Below are 15,242 nucleotides of genomic sequence, written 5' to 3'. Positions count from 1 at the left end.
CGGGGTTCCCGGGTACTAATCCTTATCGTTGCTCGAAAAAGTGTTCAATTTCCCAAATTATACGCGGAAAAAGCGGCGGAAGTCAAGCCGAACGCGGCTTCAGCGCTTCGTCGCCGCGAAAAACATCCGCGTCGTCTCGTCGTCGTCGATCGGGTCGAACGTAAAGTCGGCGTACGTCTCGATCCCGGAGAAGCCCGCGTCGGCAAGCAGCTTGCGGATCGTCGCCTCCGAATAGACGCGCTGACGATGCGTCTCGACCGAGCGGTCGTACCGGCCGTCGGCGCCGCGCACGAAGAACGTCAACCGATGCGCGATCGTCGACGTCTCCTCGTCCAACTCGCACGTCCATATGTAGGAGGCCTCTTCGTCGTCGTGGCAGAACGGCTCGTTCGCCATGTAAGCGTCGAGCTGATTCGGATGATGCATGTCGAACAGGAACGCGCCGCCGGGCTTCAGCGCCGCGAAGGCCGAACCGAACGCCCGCGCGACGTCGGCTTCCTCCGTCAAATAATTCAGGCAATCGCACAGCGAGACGACCGCGTCGACGGGCGCCGGCGCGCGCCATTCCCGCATGTCGCCGACGACCCACTCCAGCTCGCCGGGCACCGCCAGCTCGCTTCGAACGGCGGCTTCCTTCCGCCGAGCGACCTCGATCATATCGGCGGACAAGTCGACGCCGGTCACGCGCGAGCCCTCCCGCGCGAGCGGGATCGCAAGCGTGCCGGTGCCGCAGCCGAGATCGACGACGTCGCTCGGCCTTCCCCCGCGCGCGGACCAATACGCGTCCAGCCAACCGAGCCATTCGCCGTACGGCATGTCCGCCATCAGACGGTCGTACACATAAGCGAAAGCGCCGTACGGCCCTCCGGAGGCGTGCGGCGCTTCGTTCGTCTTCGTCATCCTTCCGCCTCGTCTCCGGAAGACGCGAGCGCCTTCCCCTTCTCGGTCAGGTGCGTCCAGCTGCCCTTCTGCTCGATGTACCCGTCCTTGTATAGCTTGCCGATCGCCCGCTTGAACGCCGACTTGCTGATGCCGAACCGCTTCGAGATCGCGTCGGCGGGCGACTCGTCGGAGTACGGCATCGCGCCGTCGGGCCGACGCCGCAGCTCCGCGAGCAGCTTGTCCGCGTCTTCGCCGCGGCCGACTTCTTTCTGCTTGCGCATCGACAGATTGACGTGCCCGTCCTCGCGAACGAACGTCACGCGGGCGTTCACCTTCTCGCCGATGCGCAGCGGCCGCGGTCGATCGTGCGACGGAATGAAGCCGATCGCGCCGAAGCCGAGCACCCCGCCTTCGACGACGACGAGCGAGCCGGCCGTCAGCGAACGGTATACCCACGCGTCCATCCATCGGTTGCGCCACGCGTCCGGCGCCTTGAAGGCGTAAGGGGCGAGGTCCGCCTCCTTCACGGAGCGGGCGAGCAAACGCCCCTCCTTGTCGCGGTCGACGCGAACGTACACCTCGTCGCCGACGAGCGGCCATACGGATTTCTCGCTGGGCAGCTCCTTCAGCGGCAGCAGCATGTGCCGGGACAAGCCGATATCCAGGAACCAGCCCAAGCGCGGATTCATGTCCGCGATCTTCAGCCGCGCCACCTTGCCGAACCGCGCCAACGGCTCGCGAAGCGTCGCGGTCATTCGGTCTTCGCTGTCGTGGTACAAATACGCCTCGACCGAAGCGCCTCGCTTCAGCGGCTGTCCGAGCGCCTCCGGGAACGGCAGCAGCACGTCCTGCTTGCCGTTCGTGAGCGTGAAGCCGTGGGCGTTTTCTTCCGAAACCTTAAGCGTCTGCACCGTGCCCGAGGCGAGCGGCGCGACGCGAACGATGTCCCTGCCCGTCATGCGAGCTCGACGGACTTGGCGTCCGACCACAGCCGCTCGATATTGTAATACTCGCGCTCTTCGCGGTGGAACACGTGCACGACGACGTCGCCGATGTCGAGCAGCACCCAGCGCGCGGTATCGAAGCCTTCGACGCCGCGCACGCGCACGCCCGCCTCCTCCGCTTTCTTGCGGATTTCCGTCGTGATCGACTGCACCTGAGTATCCGAATTGCCGTGGCAGATGACGTAATAATCGGCCACCGGCGAGATGCCGGTCAGGTCGAGCGCGACGATGTTTAGAGCTTTCTTGTCTTCCGCGGCTTCCACCGCGAGTTGGAGCAATGCGTCAGGGGATACGGTCATTCAAAAACCTCCAGGTCGAATTTGGGTCAATAAATCGTTGCGGGTCAGTACCGTCAACGGGTAAATGCGTTTGCCTTGTTCGATCAAAAATCGGAGCGTCCCGTCGAAGCCGGCGACGAGCGCCTCCTCGAGACTCTTCTCGGACAGCTTCCGCAGCGCGTCGACGCCGGGGAAGTCTCGACCCGGCTCGATGTAATCGGCGAGGCAGACGATCTTCTCGAGCTTCGTCATGCCGGGGCGGCCCGAGGTATGGTACCGAATCGCGTCGAGCGACTCGGCGTCGTCCAGGCCGAAATCGCGCCTCGCGACGAACGCTCCCGCATGCGAATGCCACAGCTCCTTATCGAAGAGCAGGGTATCGAGCCCGGCCGCGTCGCCGTCGTCGAGAATCGCCTGGCGCTGCTTCTCCACGGGCCAGAACTTAGCGACGTCGTGCAAAATCGCCGCGATCCGCGCCTTCTCCGCGTCGGCGCCGAATCGCTCGGCGAGCGCGACGCTCGATTCGACGACGCCCAGCGTATGGCGCCACCGCTTCGCGGGCATCTCCCGCTCCACGAGCGCGCAAGCTTCATCGATGCTCATCCGCATGAACGTAGAGCCCCCTCTCCTCGATGTACCGGCGCACCGGCTCCGTCACGACGTACCGGATCGACAGCCCCCGCTCGCGCCGCTCGCGGATGTCCGTCGACGACACGTCGAGCGCCGGCATGTCCGCGAGCGTCACGCGCGTCCGCAAATACGGCGGCAGCTGCTCGATCGCGACGGGATACCCGGGACGGGTCAGGCCGAGGAACGTTACCTGCGCCGCGACGTCCTCGATGCGGTGCCACTGGGGCAAATACAGCACCATATCGCCGCCGACGATCCAGACGAACTCGCGATCCGGCTCGCGCGCCGACAGCGCCGCCGCCGTCTCGACGGCATACGAGACGCCTCCGCGGTCGAGCTCGATCGTCTCGAGCCGGAACCTCGGATTGTCTTGAATCGCGAGCTCGACCATCTCGCGCCGTTCCTCCGGCGTCCCGCCCAGGCGCGAAGACTTATGCGGCGGGCGGAACGTCGGCATGAAGCGCACCTCGTCGAGACCGCCGGCCTCGATCGCGCGCTCCGCGGCGACCAAGTGACCGACGTGCACGGGATCGAACGTGCCGCCCATCAGTCCGACGCGCCGCTTCATGCGCCTTTACCCGCCGCCGGCTCGAACGTCTCGAGCACCGCCTCGCGCATCGCCGCGACCGGCGCCGGCAAGCCGGTCCAATACTCGAACGCGTACGCGCCCTGATAGACGAACATGCCGAGACCGCCGTGGACGACGAGTCCCGCCGCTTCCGCTTCGACGAGCAGCTTCGTCTTCAGCGGGTTGTAAATCAAATCGCTGACGACCGTCCCGCTTCGGATCGAGGCGGGATCGATCGGCGTCGCGTCCGTGTTCGGATGCATGCCGATCGGCGTCGTATTGATGATAATATCCACGTTGCCTATAATATGGTCGATTCCTTCCCAGCCGATTCCTTGCGTATCCGCGACGGCGCCGAGCTCGCGTGCGAGCTCGGACGCCTTGCCTTCGGTCCGATTCGCCACGATCAGACGAGCGGGTTCCTCCTTCGCGAGCGCGTATCCGACGCCGCGGGACGCCCCGCCCGCGCCGAGCAGAAGAATGCGGGCGCCGCGAAGCGATCGGCCGGTCTCTTCCTTAAGCGAACGAACATAGCCGATGCCGTCCGTATTGTAGCCGACGAGACGGCCGTCCCGGTTGACGATCGTGTTCACGGCGCCGATGACCCGCGCCGTCTCGTCGATCTCGTCGAGATACTGCATGACCTCGACCTTATGCGGTACCGTGACGTTCACGCCCCGTAGACCGAGAGAGCGAACGCCGCGCACCGCGTCCCCGAGCGCCTCCGGCTTGACATGGAACGCGACGTACGCCGCGTTCGTGCCCGTCTCCGCGAAGGCGCGCCCGAGCATGATCGGCGAGCGCGAATGCCGGACCGGATCGCCGAACACGCCGTATAACGCCGTGTAGCTGTCGACGCGCAAGCCTTGCGTAATGTGCTCTTTCTCCAACCGCCGTCTCCCCCTAGCTCTCCCTCGCCCGCCCGACTCGAATGAATCAAATCAACGCGGGTCTCATAATCGTCTTGACGCCCTTCGGCGCGTGCACGTCCACGATCGCGCCGCTCTTGCCGTTCGCGCGGATCCAGCCGAGGCCCGAAATATACAAATCTACCTCTTCGCCGGGCTTAATCCGGAAGCGGTGCTTCGTCAGCGGCGGCATCGATGCGAGGTCTTCCTTCGTCGGCGGCTGCAGCAGCTCCCCGGCGTGGTCCGCGTACAACGCGTCCGCTCGCGCGAGCTTCGTTCGATGAATCGTCAGCGAAGGGCTGACGTAACACGTGAACGACTGATGCGCCCCCTCGACGAAGTCGAACCGGGCGAGCGCGCCGAAATACAGCGTCTGCTCCGCGTCGAGCTGGTACGTCGCCGGCTTCACCGGCTTGTTCGGCACGATCATGTCGAGGTACGCTTTCGGCACGCGCTCCGTCAACCGGGTATCGTAGACGATTCCGGGAGTGTCGATGACGCTCGCTTCGTCGTCGAGCGGAATATGTATGAGGTCGAGCGTCGTGCCCGGATACGAGGACACCGTCACCTCGGCGTCGAGGTCGCTGTAATCGGAGATCAGCCGATTGACGAGCGACGACTTGCCGACGTTCGTCGCGCCGACGATGTAGACGTCCCGCCCCCGGCGGTGCGACTCGAGCGTCTCCGCGAGACGCTCGAAGCCGGTGCCGCGCTTCGCGCTCACGAGCAGCACCTCGACGGTGCGAAGCCCTTCCTCCTTGGCGCGCTGCTGCACCCAATTGCGGATGCGGTTCGGATTGATGCCCGGCGGCAGCAGGTCGATCTTGTTGACGACGAGCACGACCGGATTCGCGCCGACGAACCGCTGCAGGCCGCCGATCAGGCTGCCCTCGAAGTCGTAGATGTCGACGATGTGGACGACGAGACTGTCCGTGCCGCCGACGCCGTTCAACAGCCGCAGAAATTCGCCTTGGTCGGGCGTCACGCTGGACGCCTCGTTATAATGCTTCATGCGGAAACACCGCTGACATACGAGCGGAGAGCGTTCGAGCGCCGCCTTCGGCACGTAGCCGAGCGCCCCTTTGTTTTCCGCCTGTACCGCGATGCCGCAGCCGGCGCATCGCGGTCCGGCCGCCGCGTTCGGTTTCGCCACTTAGGGTAGCCACCCTTTCTTCCGGAGCCTCGCGAGGAAGGCTCGTTCTAAATTTCGATTGACGTTACGCGTCACCCAGCTCTCGTCGGACTTCGCGATCGGCTCGACGAGAATCGTAAACAGACCGAGCCGGTTGCCGCCGAGCACGTCGGTCATCATCTGATCGCCGACGATCGCCGCTTCGTGAGGGCGCAGTCCCATCATGCCGAGCGCCTTCGCGAACGCCGCGTTCAGCGGCTTCTTGGCCCGCGAGACGAACGGCAGCCGAAGCGGCTCCGCGAACGCCCGAACTCGAGCTTCGTTGTTATTGGAAACGACGACGACCTGAAAGCCTTGCGCGCGCACGCCTTCGAGCCAAGCGCCGAGCTCCGGCGTGGCGAGCGGCACCTTCGCGCCGACGAGCGTGTTGTCGAGGTCGGTCATGATGCCTCGAATGCCGCCGGCCCGAAGCGCCGCCAGGTCGATATCGTAAATCGTGCGAACCGTCTGCTTCGGCAGCATCAACTGTAGCAAAAGCGTTCCCTCCGAGCATGGTTTCTTGCGACACATCATACCATAATTTGCCCCCACGCGCCAAAAACGAACCGCCCCGAAGCCATGGCGGCTCGGGGCGGTTCTCGCAAACGATTATAAGCTTTCCCGGAGCTTGCGGATGCGAAGCTCCGCATGCTGATATTCCTCTTCCGTCAGCCGCGCGCCGCTGTACTTCGCTTTCTCGAACGCGGCGAGCAGCGACTCCAAGTCTTTCTGCAGCCACGTATGCTGCGTCTTCCAACGCGCGGTCATCTCCCGGAACGTCTCATGCTCCGACCAAGACAGCCCCTTGCGCTTGAAGCGCGCCATCAGCCGTTCGACGTCGGCGAGCAGCTTTACGTTGTAGTTCGGCGACTTGCGGAACGCCCGCGTGCGCAGCAGCGTCAGCCATTGGTACCGAATCGCGAAGTATACGACCGCCCCCGCGGCTGCGGCCGCGACGATCGCCGCGACGATCCAACCGCGAGGGCCGGAGCCGGATTCCGCTTCCGCGACGGGAGCCGCCGCTTCTACAGCCGGCAGGTCCTCCGGCAGCGCGACTTCGGCTTCGTTCTCGACCTGTACGATCGGCAGGGAGAAGCCGGACGTCGGCTCGAACGGAATCCATCCGTAGCCTTCGAAATACACCTCCGCCCAAGAGTGGGCGTCGGAATTCCGCACCGTGAACGTGCCGGGTCCGTCGAGATCGACGTCTTCGCCGGGCAAATATTGCTCGAAGATGACGTCGTTGCTCGATTGCCCCGGCGCGTAGCCCTTCACCCAACGGGCGGGGAGGCCGAGCGTGCGCGCCATCACGACCATCGCCGTGGAGAAATAATCGCAGTAGCCTTCTTGGACCTCGAACAGGAAGCTGTCTACGAAATCCGCGCTTTGGCGTTTGGTCAAGTCGGGCTCGTTCGTGTACGGGAACGTAAGGGACAAGTAGGTCTCGAGCGCTCTCGCCTTCTCGTACGGGCTAGGCGCCTCCGCGGTCACCTGCGCGGCCAAGTCGGCGATCCGTTGCGGCAGCTCCTCCGGCAATCGCAAATATTCCCGAAGCTCCCGCGTCGGCTCGACCGGCGGCGCCGTCTTCAGCTTCTCTTCGTCGATGACGGGCATCGAGGACGTCACCGAATACGTCAGCGGGTAAGGGAAGTCGTCGCGCTCGGCCCAGAGCATCGTCTGATTATCGGTATCCCAGAACCCTCGTCCGAGCGACACCGTCTCGCCGTTGAACACGCCCGGCTCCACCTTCTGCGGATACGGAGCGCCGAACAGCACGGGGAACGACTTGCCCTCGAGAATGCGGTACGTCTGCGTCACCTCGATCGTGTCGAGCCCGCCCGCCGCCGGCGCTACCGGGTAGTCCGGCTCCATCGCGAGCGGCACCAGGTTGTTCCGCTCCGTGAACGTCGACGGCTCCCAGCCGCTGCCGGTATACAGCGAGCGGGTTTCCCCGCGCCAGTAGCTTCTTCGCGAAGCGTCGACGGTGAACACCGGCGTGTAGTCGAAGTTGAACGCGCCGCCGAGCGATGAGTCGTTGCGGCTGTAGCCCGACGCGGAGCTCCCGAGGCTCAGCGCCGCGAAGCCGGGGCCGCTGCTGAACGCCGGCACGACCTCGCCCTGCGCCGTCTTCCACGCGGTATACGGGTCCATGACGATCGGCCGGATGCTCGGCGCCAATACGCCGAGCGCCAGCGACGCGGTCACGATCGTCACGATCATGACCGTAATCGGCACCGGGTAGCTGACGAGGTTGTCGTAGCCGTCCGGATCGCGCTCCTTAAGCTGCTTCAAGTGGAATACGACGAGCATCATGAGGCCGCAGCCGATCATGATCGCGACCTGCTCCCACAAGCGGAACAAGCTGAACGAATCGACGACGCAAAACAGCACGACGCTGCAGCTCATGACGGAAAACAGCCGCCACTTGCTCTTGATATACCAATGAACGAACGTATACGCCGCCCATGCCCCGAGCGCGAACCAGAGAAACGGAGTGAGCCGCAGCAAGTATTCGACCGCGCCGAGCGCCCAGCCGAGCCAATGGTCGGGAACGTCTCGCACCGGCTCCGGGCGTACGACGCGCGCGGTCAAATAGATGCAGGCGGCGAGCGCGAGAAACCCGCGAACCCAGACGTACTTCGGCACGAGCCAAGCGATCAAGAGCGTCGCGACGAACGCGCGGCCGACGACGGTCACCGTCTCGTTCAGCCAGTAGAAGTCGAACCAGACGACGTATTGATACAGGAAGATGCCGAGAAACAGCTGCAGCGCCTTGTCGTGCCAATCGGCGAGCAGCCAACGCGAGATCGCGGCGCCGGGACGCAGCGGACGCCGCTCCGCGGGAAAGCGCCATAACGTCATGCGCCCTTCCCCCCTAACAACAGCGGCAATTCGTCGAGCTGCTGCACGGTATAAGACGCTATGCCGACCGAGCGTAGCGCGGCGGACCAATCGTCCTTGCCCTTGCCGTTCCCATCCGAGCCGATCCGCAAGTGGCAGGCGCTGACGCCGTTAACGTCCAGCCACTTCAGCGCCTTCAAGATCGACTCGCCCCGCTGCGGGCTGACCAAGAGGACGAGACCGCCGCTCGACGGAAGGCGCGAGCGATCGCGCAGAGCGCGGGACGGATCGCCGTTCGGGTCCGGCTGCACCTCGATCAGATGCTTCTCGATGCGCCCCCGCGTCTCGTAGCCACCCGGCGTCTCGTGGAAGACGCGACCGCCGCCGACGGACAGGAAGCCCGTCGACATGCCGCGCTTCGCCGCGAACTGCAGCAGCGAAGCCGCGACGGATACCGCGAGCTCGAATTGCTCGCTCGACCGATAGACGTTCGTTTGGCGGTCGAGCACGATCGTCAGCTTCGGCAGCGACTCCCGCTCGAACTCCTTGGACTTCCAATGCCCCGTCCGCGCGGTCGCCCGCCAGTGCACCTTCGCGAGCCGGTCGCCGTAGATGTATTCGCGGACGCCGTTGATTTGCGTCGTCTCCCGCTGCGAGCCGTTCACCGACGATTGCTGGTGGTTGCCCTTGAACAGCGTGCGCAGCTGCCGCCACTCGGGGATGGCCACCGTACGCGGCAGCACGCTGAACGTCAGCGGCATCGAGATGACGCCCGCGTGCTCGAACAGGCCGAATATGTCCTGCGTCACGCATTCGACGTTCTCGAATTTATACAGCCCGCGGCCGAGGGGCGGCGTCACGTACGACAGCTCGCCGCGCCGCTTCCAATCCGGAACGAACGTGCCTTCGTACACTTGGCTTTCGCCCCCGAACTTCGTCAGCTTATCCTTCACGGTCACGTACGGAATCGGCCAGAAGCCCGGAATGTCCACATGGATGTTCGCTTTCAGCGCGCTGCCGGCCTGCAGCATCGCGCCGCCGGCGACGCCGCCGATCTCCCGCCGGCCTCGCGCCGAGGAGATGCCGCTCCACCGGCCGAGCAGCAAGTATACGGATAAACAGGTAATGATGATCAATAACATGAGACTCAGCTTGCCGCCTTGGAACGCCACGAAAAACAGACACGATACGACGCACAGCGCCAGTCCCCAAGCTTTCGCGGACCAGCGGATCGTTCTGGGGGCTCGCTGCATCCGTTATCGCTCCAATCGTACGGGCACCTTCGCGTCCCGGAAGATCGACTCGAGGATCGATTGCACTGTCACGCCTTCCAATCTCGCTTCCGTCTCCAGCACGAGTCGATGCCCGAGCACGTAAGGGGCAAGCCACTTGATGTCGTCCGGAATGACGAAGTCGCGCCCTTGCAGGAACGCGTACGCCTTCGAAGCGGACAGCAGCGCGAGCGTCGCGCGTGGGCTGGCGCCGAGCAGCAGCTGGCGATGTTCGCGCGTGCGCCGGACGAGTTCTACCGCGTAATGTCCGACGGCGTCCTCGATATGGATCGTTTTCGCGCGGTTCTGTAATTCTAGCAATCTAGCGCCGTCCGTTACAGGCTGCAGCTCGTCGATCGGACGGGACACCGTCTGCACCTGCGCCATGCGCCGCTCCGTATCCTCGTCCGGATAACCGAGCGCGAACTTCAACATGAAGCGGTCCATCTGCGCCTCCGGCAGCACGTACGTTCCTTCGAAGTCGATCGGGTTTTGCGTCGCGAGCAGCAGGAACGGTTCTGGAAGCGGATACAATTCGCCGTCCACGGTAACGTGCCGCTCTTCCATCGCTTCGAGCAGCGCGGATTGGGTTTTCGTCGTGGCGCGGTTGATTTCGTCGATGAGGAGAATGTTCGTCATGATCGGTCCCGGACGGAACTCGAACGCTTCGGTCTTCGGGTGGTAAATCGAAACGCCCGTAATATCGGTAGGCAGCAGGTCGGGGTTGCACTGGATGCGGCGGAATTGGGCTTGCACCGACTTGGCGAGCGCCTTGATCAGCACCGTCTTGCCCGTCCCCGGAACGTCTTCTACCAAAACATGCCCTCCGGCGAGCAGCGCCGTCAGCATGAGATCGATTTCGGCACTCTTCCCATAAATGCACGACTCCAAGTTCCGCTTTAATTCCGTTACGATGCGGACGTCGTCTTCCAAACGCGTTTGCATGTCCGGTGCCTCCTCTATTGTGCATACTATAAATCAATATTACTAAAAGTAAGGAGACCGGTACACCTTTGATTTCTCTAATTTTTTTTGTAACGATTTCCATATGCTTGGTTGATATTGGGAAAACGACTCCGCCACGAAAATCGAGGCACGCATCCCGCCAGTGTTCGTAGAAAAACGACCCTTCCGAATGAAAGGGTCGTCATGTTTCTAACAAGCGAATGATGTTTCGCGCGAAAAAGGAAGCGCGTCTTAAGCCGCGGACGGGGCTTCCTCCTGCCGGCCTGTCGTCTCGCCCTACCCCTTCGGGCGGACGAGCAGCGCGGCGAAGAAGGAAAAGACGATCGCCGCCGAGATGCCGGCGCTCGTATAATGATAGATGCCGCTGACGAGACCGACCGTTCCCGTCGTGTTCAGCTCGGTGAGCGCCCCGTGCGCGAGCGAGTTGCCGAAGCTCGTAATCGGCACCGTAACGCCGGCGCCGGCGAACTCGATGAGCGGGTCGTACAAGCCCACCCCGTCGAGAATCGCGCCGGCGACGACGAGCGTGACCATCGTATGCGCCGGGGTCATCTTCAATACGTCGAACATCAGCTGCCCGACGACGCAAATCGCGCCGCCGACCAGGAACGCCCAGACGAAGGGCATGAACGCTTCCAACATTACCGCGCACCTCCGCTTTCGATCGCCACCGCGTGGGCGATGCAAGGAATGCTTTCTTTTTGCTGGACCGTCAACGGGGACAGGAGCGAACCCGTCGCGACGACGAGAATGCGATTCAGCTCTCCCCGCTCCAGCCGCTTCAACAGATGGCCGTACGTCACGGCCGCGGAGCAGGCGCAGCCGCTGCCGCCGGCGAACACCTGCTGCTTCTGCCTGTCGAACATGAGAAGTCCGCAGTCGTCGTATACCGTCTCTTCGATCGGCACGCCGTTCTTCTTGAACAGCTCCCGCGCCATCGCGAGGCCGACGGCCGCGAGATCGCCGGTCACGATCAGGTCGTAATGGCCCGGAGACACTTCCAGGTCGTTCAGGTGCGCCGTGATCGTGTCGACCGCCGCCGGGGCCATCGCGGCGCCCATATTGAACGGGTCCGTAATGCCCAGATCGATGACCCTCCCGATAGTGGCCGACGTGATTCGAGGACCTTCCCCGTGCCGCCCGACGAGCGCGGCGCCTGCGCCGGTGACCGTGTTTTGCGCCGTCGGCGGCTTCTGCGAGCCGTATTCCGTCGGATAGCGGAACTGCTTCTCCGCGGTGCAGTTATGGCTGCTCGTGCCGGCGAGCACGCGGTCGGCGTTGCCGCTAGAGACGGCCAGCGCCGCCAGGGCGAGACTCTCCATCGACGTGGAGCACGCCCCGAAGACGCCTAGATACGGAATGCCGAACGTACGAGAGGCGAATGTGGCGCTCACGATTTGGTTCAGCAGATCGCCGCCGATGAACAGGTCGACCTCGTCGATCCGCACGCCCGCCTTCTGCACCGCGAGCAGGGACGCTTCCTCGAGCAGCTTCCGCTCGGCTTTCTCCCAAGACTTCTCACCGATGAACAAGTCGTCGTGCACGATGTCGAAGTCCGCGCCGAGCGGTCCCTCCCCTTCCACCGGACCGACGACGGCCGCCCGCGATAAGATGACCGGCGGCTCTTCGAAACGCCAGGTCTGCTTCCCTCGTTTCATCAGGATTGACCTCCCGTCCCTATGATCCAATGGACGAGCGCGACGACGAAGGCGGCGACGGTGCCGAAGACGACGACGGAACCGGCCAGCTTGAACATGCGCGTGGCGACGCCGAGCACGATGCCTTCGCTTCGATGCTCGATCGCCGCGGACGACATCGAGTTGGCGAAGCCGGTGACGGGAACCGCGGTCCCCGCGCCCGCCCACTGGGCGATCTTGTCGTACACCCCGAGGCTCGTCAGGATGACGGACAGCAGGATCAGCAGCACGACGGTCGGCACGCCGGCCTGCTCCTTCGTCATGCCCGCGTATTCGACGAACAGCGTCGCGATCATCTGACCGATGACGCAAATCGTCCCGCCGGCTACGAACGCCCGCCAACAGTTGACGAAAACCGGCCGCGCGGGCTCCTTGCTTTTCGCGAGCGATTGATATTCCTTAGGCGTAAGATTGAACCGTTTTTTCGCAGCGCTGGACACAAGCATTCCTCCGTTTTTCCGTATGCTTGTCTAACAGTATTTCCAGTTCGGTCCGCGATATGTTGAACACGCTCGGTAGGAATTGTTGGGAGAATATGATACGTTGGGTTCGGCAGAGGAGGCTGCGAAGATGGAGATCGTTCCTTATTATTCCGAAAACGACGGCGCGACGCCGCCCGACGGCTCCTGCGTACGTCTGCGTCCCGGCGACGCGCCGCGCCGGCTCGAAGGAGCCGAAGACGTATGGCTCGAATCGCCCGATCCCGCGCTCGCGTCGGCCGCGGCGCGCGTCGTTCGCGAGCCGGTCTTAAATTCATTGCCCGCGGACGAGGCGGCCTGGGCGTCGTTCGGCCCTGAGGCGCTTAAGACGTTCGCCCGCATCGTCCTGCTCCCGTTCGCGCCGGGCGCAAGATCGCAGTCGTTCGAAGCGAACTTGGAAGCCGTGCTATCGCTGGCGGATCGCTACGGCGTGCCGGCGGATCGCCGCATCGTCGACGTCTGCGTGCTGCCCCGGCGCATCGAGCCCGACCCGGCGCCGTACGCGGCGCGAATCGCCTCCTTGCGGGCGCGCGGCTTCGCCGCATGCGCCGGGCTTCCCAATTTCGTTCACGACGACGACGAGACCTTGCTGCCGGCCTTCGCGCATCGGCTCGCGGCGGCCGGCTTGGCGTACGCCGTCGTCAGCGCGAGATTCCTGCGCAAAGAAGGGGGCGTCCTCCGGTCGTTAGACGACTAAGGACACCCCCTTCTTATTCTTATCGTTCTCCTCGCTGCAGAGCTCGCAGATCGGACCAACGAACGCGGCGAATGCTCGCTTCGTTCATGGCTTGAAGGACCTCCGCGTCGCGGAAGATGTCCATCTCCCACCCGCGCTTCTCCCAATGCGGGTTGATCGCCTTCAGTTCGTCCGTCACGAGCGACGGGTGGATGATCAGCTCGGTGACGCCGGGCGACAGGCTGCGGAGCAAGGCGATCATGTCGCGCTTGAAGCTGTCGTACGTCTCTCCGGGCAGCTTCTGGAACGGAAGGCCGACCAGATCGTCCAGGATCGAGACGCCCGTCGCATCCGCGATCGCGCCGATTTGGGCGGCCCTCGCCTGCAGCTCCGGCGTCGCTCCGCGATTCGCGGGCGCCTTCCGCGGCAAGCGAAACGGCAGACGGTACCGGACGCAAACCTCGAACACCTCGCGCAGGAAGTCGCGTCCGGTTTCGAGACCGTACACGGAGCCCATATGGTTATCGAGATGCGTCGGCTCGAGCCCGGAGGCGATCGCCATCTCGATCTGGGCGATCAGCTCCGCGCGCACCTGAGCCGGATCCGCGGTCGACTCGACCGTCCGGACGTCGGCCGGGAACCAGCCTTCCTTCGTCGCGAGCGACGTCGCGTCGCCGACGCGGCCGACCGGACCCCACTTGTAGCCTTCCCATTCGCTCGTCAGCGTAAAGTGGACGCCGACGTTCAGCTCCGGCCGCGCCGCGCTCCACCGGAGCGCCTCGCGCGCCCAGCCGCACGGCATCATGATCGTCGCCGAATCCACGGCGCCTTCCTCGAGCAGCTGGAAAATCCCGAGGTTCGTCGAATGACACATGCCGAAGTCGTCGGCGTTCACGATCAAGAGCCGTTCGTCCGCGCCGAAGCCTAATCGCTCCGCCCCGTTCATCGCGCCGCCGCCTCCCGCTCCCATGCCGCTCGACCGAGCGCGAGCGCGCCGCTAAGCCCCGCGTTGTCGCCGAGTCCCGGCGGAACGATGTACGCGTCGATGCCGTCCGCGATCGCTTCGGCCCGTACGTAGCCGGCAAGCAAACGCCGAACCTCGGCGCGGACGAGCGGGAACAGCTGCTCCTGCTTCATGACGCCGCCGCCGAGAATGACGCGCTTCGGCGACAGCAGCAGAATCGCGCTCGATACCGCTTGCGCGATGTAGAACGCCTCGATGCCCCACGCCGGATGATCCGCGCCGAGCTCGGCTCCCTTCGCGCCCCAGCGCTTCTCGAGCGCGGGACCGGCCGCCATGCCTTCGAGGCAATCGCCATGGTACGGACATACGCCCGCGAAGTCGTCCTCCGGATGTCGCCGCGTCAGCACATGGCCGCCTTCCGGATGGACGAGGCCGTGCACGAGCCGTCCTTCCGCGTATACGCCGACGCCGACGCCGGTGCCGATCGTGTAATAGACGCAGCTGTCCAAGCCTTGCGCCGCGCCCCAGGTCGCTTCCCCGAAGGCGGCCGCGTTCACGTCCGTGTCCCAGCCGTAAGGGACGTCGAACGCCCGCTTCATCGCGCCGAGGAAGTCGTAATTCCCCCAACCCGGCTTCGGCGTCGTCGTAACGAAGCCGTACGTCGGGCTCGCCGGATCGATATCGATCGGGCCGAAGCTGCCGATGCCGATCGCTTCGACGTTTTTGTCTTGGAAATACTCGATCACCTGCCGCAGCGTCTCTTCGGGACGCTCGGTCGGGAAGCTTACCCGATCCTCGATGTCGCCCCGCTCGTTGCCGATGCCGCAGACGAACTTGGTGCCGCCCGCTTCGATTGCGCCTATACGCATACAACTCTCCCCTTCGCCGTTCGCTTGCAATAACCGAA

17 protein-coding genes and 1 other annotated feature (1 of these 18 running past the window's edge) are annotated in these 15,242 nt (G+C 64.2%); of the genes, 1 reads left to right on the top strand and 16 read right to left on the bottom strand.

What is annotated here, in order from left to right:
• Positions 1–38 (bottom strand) — a binding site (T-box leader) (it extends 183 nt beyond the left edge of the window).
• Between the two features lie 61 nt (positions 39–99).
• From FE782_RS05425 to spoVAC, 14 genes are all read right to left on the bottom strand, one after another.
• Positions 100–900, bottom strand: a complete 801-nt coding sequence (locus FE782_RS05425) for a class I SAM-dependent DNA methyltransferase (RefSeq protein WP_138193027.1) — start codon at positions 898–900, stop codon at positions 100–102.
• Complete coding sequence (locus FE782_RS05420; RefSeq protein WP_138193026.1) at positions 897–1,841, bottom strand: CvfB family protein; 945 nt, start codon at positions 1,839–1,841, stop codon at positions 897–899. The genes FE782_RS05425 and FE782_RS05420 overlap by 4 nt, the downstream gene beginning before the upstream one ends.
• Positions 1,838–2,185: a ribosome silencing factor gene (gene rsfS, locus FE782_RS05415; protein ID WP_138193025.1), complete on the bottom strand. Its 348-nt coding sequence runs from the start codon at positions 2,183–2,185 to the stop codon at positions 1,838–1,840. The genes FE782_RS05420 and rsfS overlap by 4 nt, the downstream gene beginning before the upstream one ends.
• A complete protein-coding gene (gene yqeK / locus FE782_RS05410) occupies positions 2,186–2,773 on the bottom strand; it encodes a bis(5'-nucleosyl)-tetraphosphatase (symmetrical) YqeK (protein WP_439116418.1) in 588 nt (195 codons plus the stop codon).
• Positions 2,754–3,362 (bottom strand): nicotinate-nucleotide adenylyltransferase, encoded by a 609-nt coding sequence (locus tag FE782_RS05405; protein WP_138193024.1) that lies wholly within the window; start codon positions 3,360–3,362, stop codon positions 2,754–2,756. Before FE782_RS05405 ends, yqeK begins: the two co-directional genes overlap by 20 nt.
• Positions 3,359–4,252 carry a shikimate dehydrogenase gene (locus FE782_RS05400; protein ID WP_238392353.1) on the bottom strand — a complete coding sequence of 298 codons (894 nt, stop codon included), beginning with the start codon at positions 4,250–4,252 and terminating at the stop codon, positions 3,359–3,361. The genes FE782_RS05405 and FE782_RS05400 overlap by 4 nt, the downstream gene beginning before the upstream one ends.
• Positions 4,253–4,298: 46 nt before the next feature.
• Entirely contained in the window at positions 4,299–5,423 is a 1,125-nt protein-coding gene (gene yqeH, locus FE782_RS05395; protein WP_138193023.1) for a ribosome biogenesis GTPase YqeH, read from the bottom strand.
• The gene (locus tag FE782_RS05390) at positions 5,424–5,936 is read right to left on the bottom strand and encodes a YqeG family HAD IIIA-type phosphatase (protein WP_138193022.1); all 513 of its coding nucleotides are present in this window, start codon (positions 5,934–5,936) and stop codon (positions 5,424–5,426) included.
• A gap of 114 nt (positions 5,937–6,050) precedes the next feature.
• Positions 6,051–8,303 carry a transglutaminase TgpA family protein gene (locus FE782_RS05385; RefSeq protein ID WP_138193021.1) on the bottom strand — a complete coding sequence of 751 codons (2,253 nt, stop codon included), beginning with the start codon at positions 8,301–8,303 and terminating at the stop codon, positions 6,051–6,053.
• On the bottom strand, positions 8,300–9,535 hold the full coding sequence (locus FE782_RS05380; RefSeq protein WP_138193020.1) for a DUF58 domain-containing protein: 1,236 nt from the start codon (positions 9,533–9,535) through the stop codon (positions 8,300–8,302). Before FE782_RS05380 ends, FE782_RS05385 begins: the two co-directional genes overlap by 4 nt.
• 3 nt (positions 9,536–9,538) lie before the next feature.
• Positions 9,539–10,498 carry an AAA family ATPase gene (locus FE782_RS05375; protein ID WP_138193019.1) on the bottom strand — a complete coding sequence of 320 codons (960 nt, stop codon included), beginning with the start codon at positions 10,496–10,498 and terminating at the stop codon, positions 9,539–9,541.
• Positions 10,499–10,795: 297 nt separating this feature from the next.
• A complete protein-coding gene (gene spoVAE / locus FE782_RS05370; protein WP_138193095.1) occupies positions 10,796–11,146 on the bottom strand; it encodes a stage V sporulation protein AE in 351 nt (116 codons plus the stop codon).
• 14 nt (positions 11,147–11,160) lie between these two features.
• On the bottom strand, positions 11,161–12,177 hold the full coding sequence (gene spoVAD, locus FE782_RS05365; protein ID WP_138193018.1) for a stage V sporulation protein AD: 1,017 nt from the start codon (positions 12,175–12,177) through the stop codon (positions 11,161–11,163).
• On the bottom strand, positions 12,177–12,662 hold the full coding sequence (gene spoVAC, locus FE782_RS05360; protein WP_138193017.1) for a stage V sporulation protein AC: 486 nt from the start codon (positions 12,660–12,662) through the stop codon (positions 12,177–12,179). The genes spoVAD and spoVAC overlap by 1 nt, the downstream gene beginning before the upstream one ends.
• 124 nt (positions 12,663–12,786) lie before the next feature.
• On the opposite strand from spoVAC, the gene FE782_RS05355 reads away from it, so the two are divergent.
• Positions 12,787–13,392 (top strand): pterin-binding domain-containing protein, encoded by a 606-nt coding sequence (locus tag FE782_RS05355; protein ID WP_138193016.1) that lies wholly within the window; start codon positions 12,787–12,789, stop codon positions 13,390–13,392.
• 19 nt (positions 13,393–13,411) lie between these two features.
• On the opposite strand, the gene FE782_RS05350 is transcribed toward FE782_RS05355, so the two are convergent.
• Both FE782_RS05350 and FE782_RS05345 read right to left on the bottom strand, forming a co-directional pair.
• Positions 13,412–14,317 carry a polysaccharide deacetylase family protein gene (locus tag FE782_RS05350; protein ID WP_138193015.1) on the bottom strand — a complete coding sequence of 302 codons (906 nt, stop codon included), beginning with the start codon at positions 14,315–14,317 and terminating at the stop codon, positions 13,412–13,414.
• A complete protein-coding gene (locus FE782_RS05345; RefSeq protein WP_138193014.1) occupies positions 14,314–15,204 on the bottom strand; it encodes an ROK family protein in 891 nt (296 codons plus the stop codon). Before FE782_RS05345 ends, FE782_RS05350 begins: the two co-directional genes overlap by 4 nt.
• Positions 15,205–15,242: the final 38 nt, after the last annotated feature.

This window comes from Paenibacillus antri (genome assembly GCF_005765165.1).
GTDB lineage: Bacteria > Bacillota > Bacilli > Paenibacillales > YIM-B00363 > Paenibacillus_AE > Paenibacillus_AE antri.
The sequence above is the reverse complement of the archived record's forward strand: the minus strand, read 5'-3'. Positions and strand labels throughout refer to the sequence as shown.

What these genes read in the sequence shown, in the direction of transcription:
- FE782_RS05425 (WP_138193027.1), bottom strand. Translation starts at nt 900, where the DNA reads ATGACGAAGACGAACGAAGCGCCGCACGCCTCCGGAGGGCCGTACGGC.
- FE782_RS05420 (WP_138193026.1), bottom strand. Translation starts at nt 1,841, where the DNA reads ATGACGGGCAGGGACATCGTTCGCGTCGCGCCGCTCGCCTCGGGCACG.
- rsfS (WP_138193025.1), bottom strand. Translation starts at nt 2,185, where the DNA reads ATGACCGTATCCCCTGACGCATTGCTCCAACTCGCGGTGGAAGCCGCG.
- yqeK (WP_439116418.1), bottom strand. Translation starts at nt 2,773, where the DNA reads ATGCGGATGAGCATCGATGAAGCTTGCGCGCTCGTGGAGCGGGAGATG.
- FE782_RS05405 (WP_138193024.1), bottom strand. Translation starts at nt 3,362, where the DNA reads ATGAAGCGGCGCGTCGGACTGATGGGCGGCACGTTCGATCCCGTGCAC.
- FE782_RS05385 (WP_138193021.1), bottom strand. Translation starts at nt 8,303, where the DNA reads ATGACGTTATGGCGCTTTCCCGCGGAGCGGCGTCCGCTGCGTCCCGGC.
- FE782_RS05380 (WP_138193020.1), bottom strand. Translation starts at nt 9,535, where the DNA reads ATGCAGCGAGCCCCCAGAACGATCCGCTGGTCCGCGAAAGCTTGGGGA.
- FE782_RS05375 (WP_138193019.1), bottom strand. Translation starts at nt 10,498, where the DNA reads ATGCAAACGCGTTTGGAAGACGACGTCCGCATCGTAACGGAATTAAAG.
- spoVAE (WP_138193095.1), bottom strand. Translation starts at nt 11,146, where the DNA reads ATGCCCTTCGTCTGGGCGTTCCTGGTCGGCGGCGCGATTTGCGTCGTC.
- spoVAD (WP_138193018.1), bottom strand. Translation starts at nt 12,177, where the DNA reads ATGAAACGAGGGAAGCAGACCTGGCGTTTCGAAGAGCCGCCGGTCATC.
- spoVAC (WP_138193017.1), bottom strand. Translation starts at nt 12,662, where the DNA reads ATGCTTGTGTCCAGCGCTGCGAAAAAACGGTTCAATCTTACGCCTAAG.
- FE782_RS05355 (WP_138193016.1), top strand. Translation starts at nt 12,787, where the DNA reads ATGGAGATCGTTCCTTATTATTCCGAAAACGACGGCGCGACGCCGCCC.
- FE782_RS05350 (WP_138193015.1), bottom strand. Translation starts at nt 14,317, where the DNA reads ATGAACGGGGCGGAGCGATTAGGCTTCGGCGCGGACGAACGGCTCTTG.
- FE782_RS05345 (WP_138193014.1), bottom strand. Translation starts at nt 15,204, where the DNA reads ATGCGTATAGGCGCAATCGAAGCGGGCGGCACCAAGTTCGTCTGCGGC.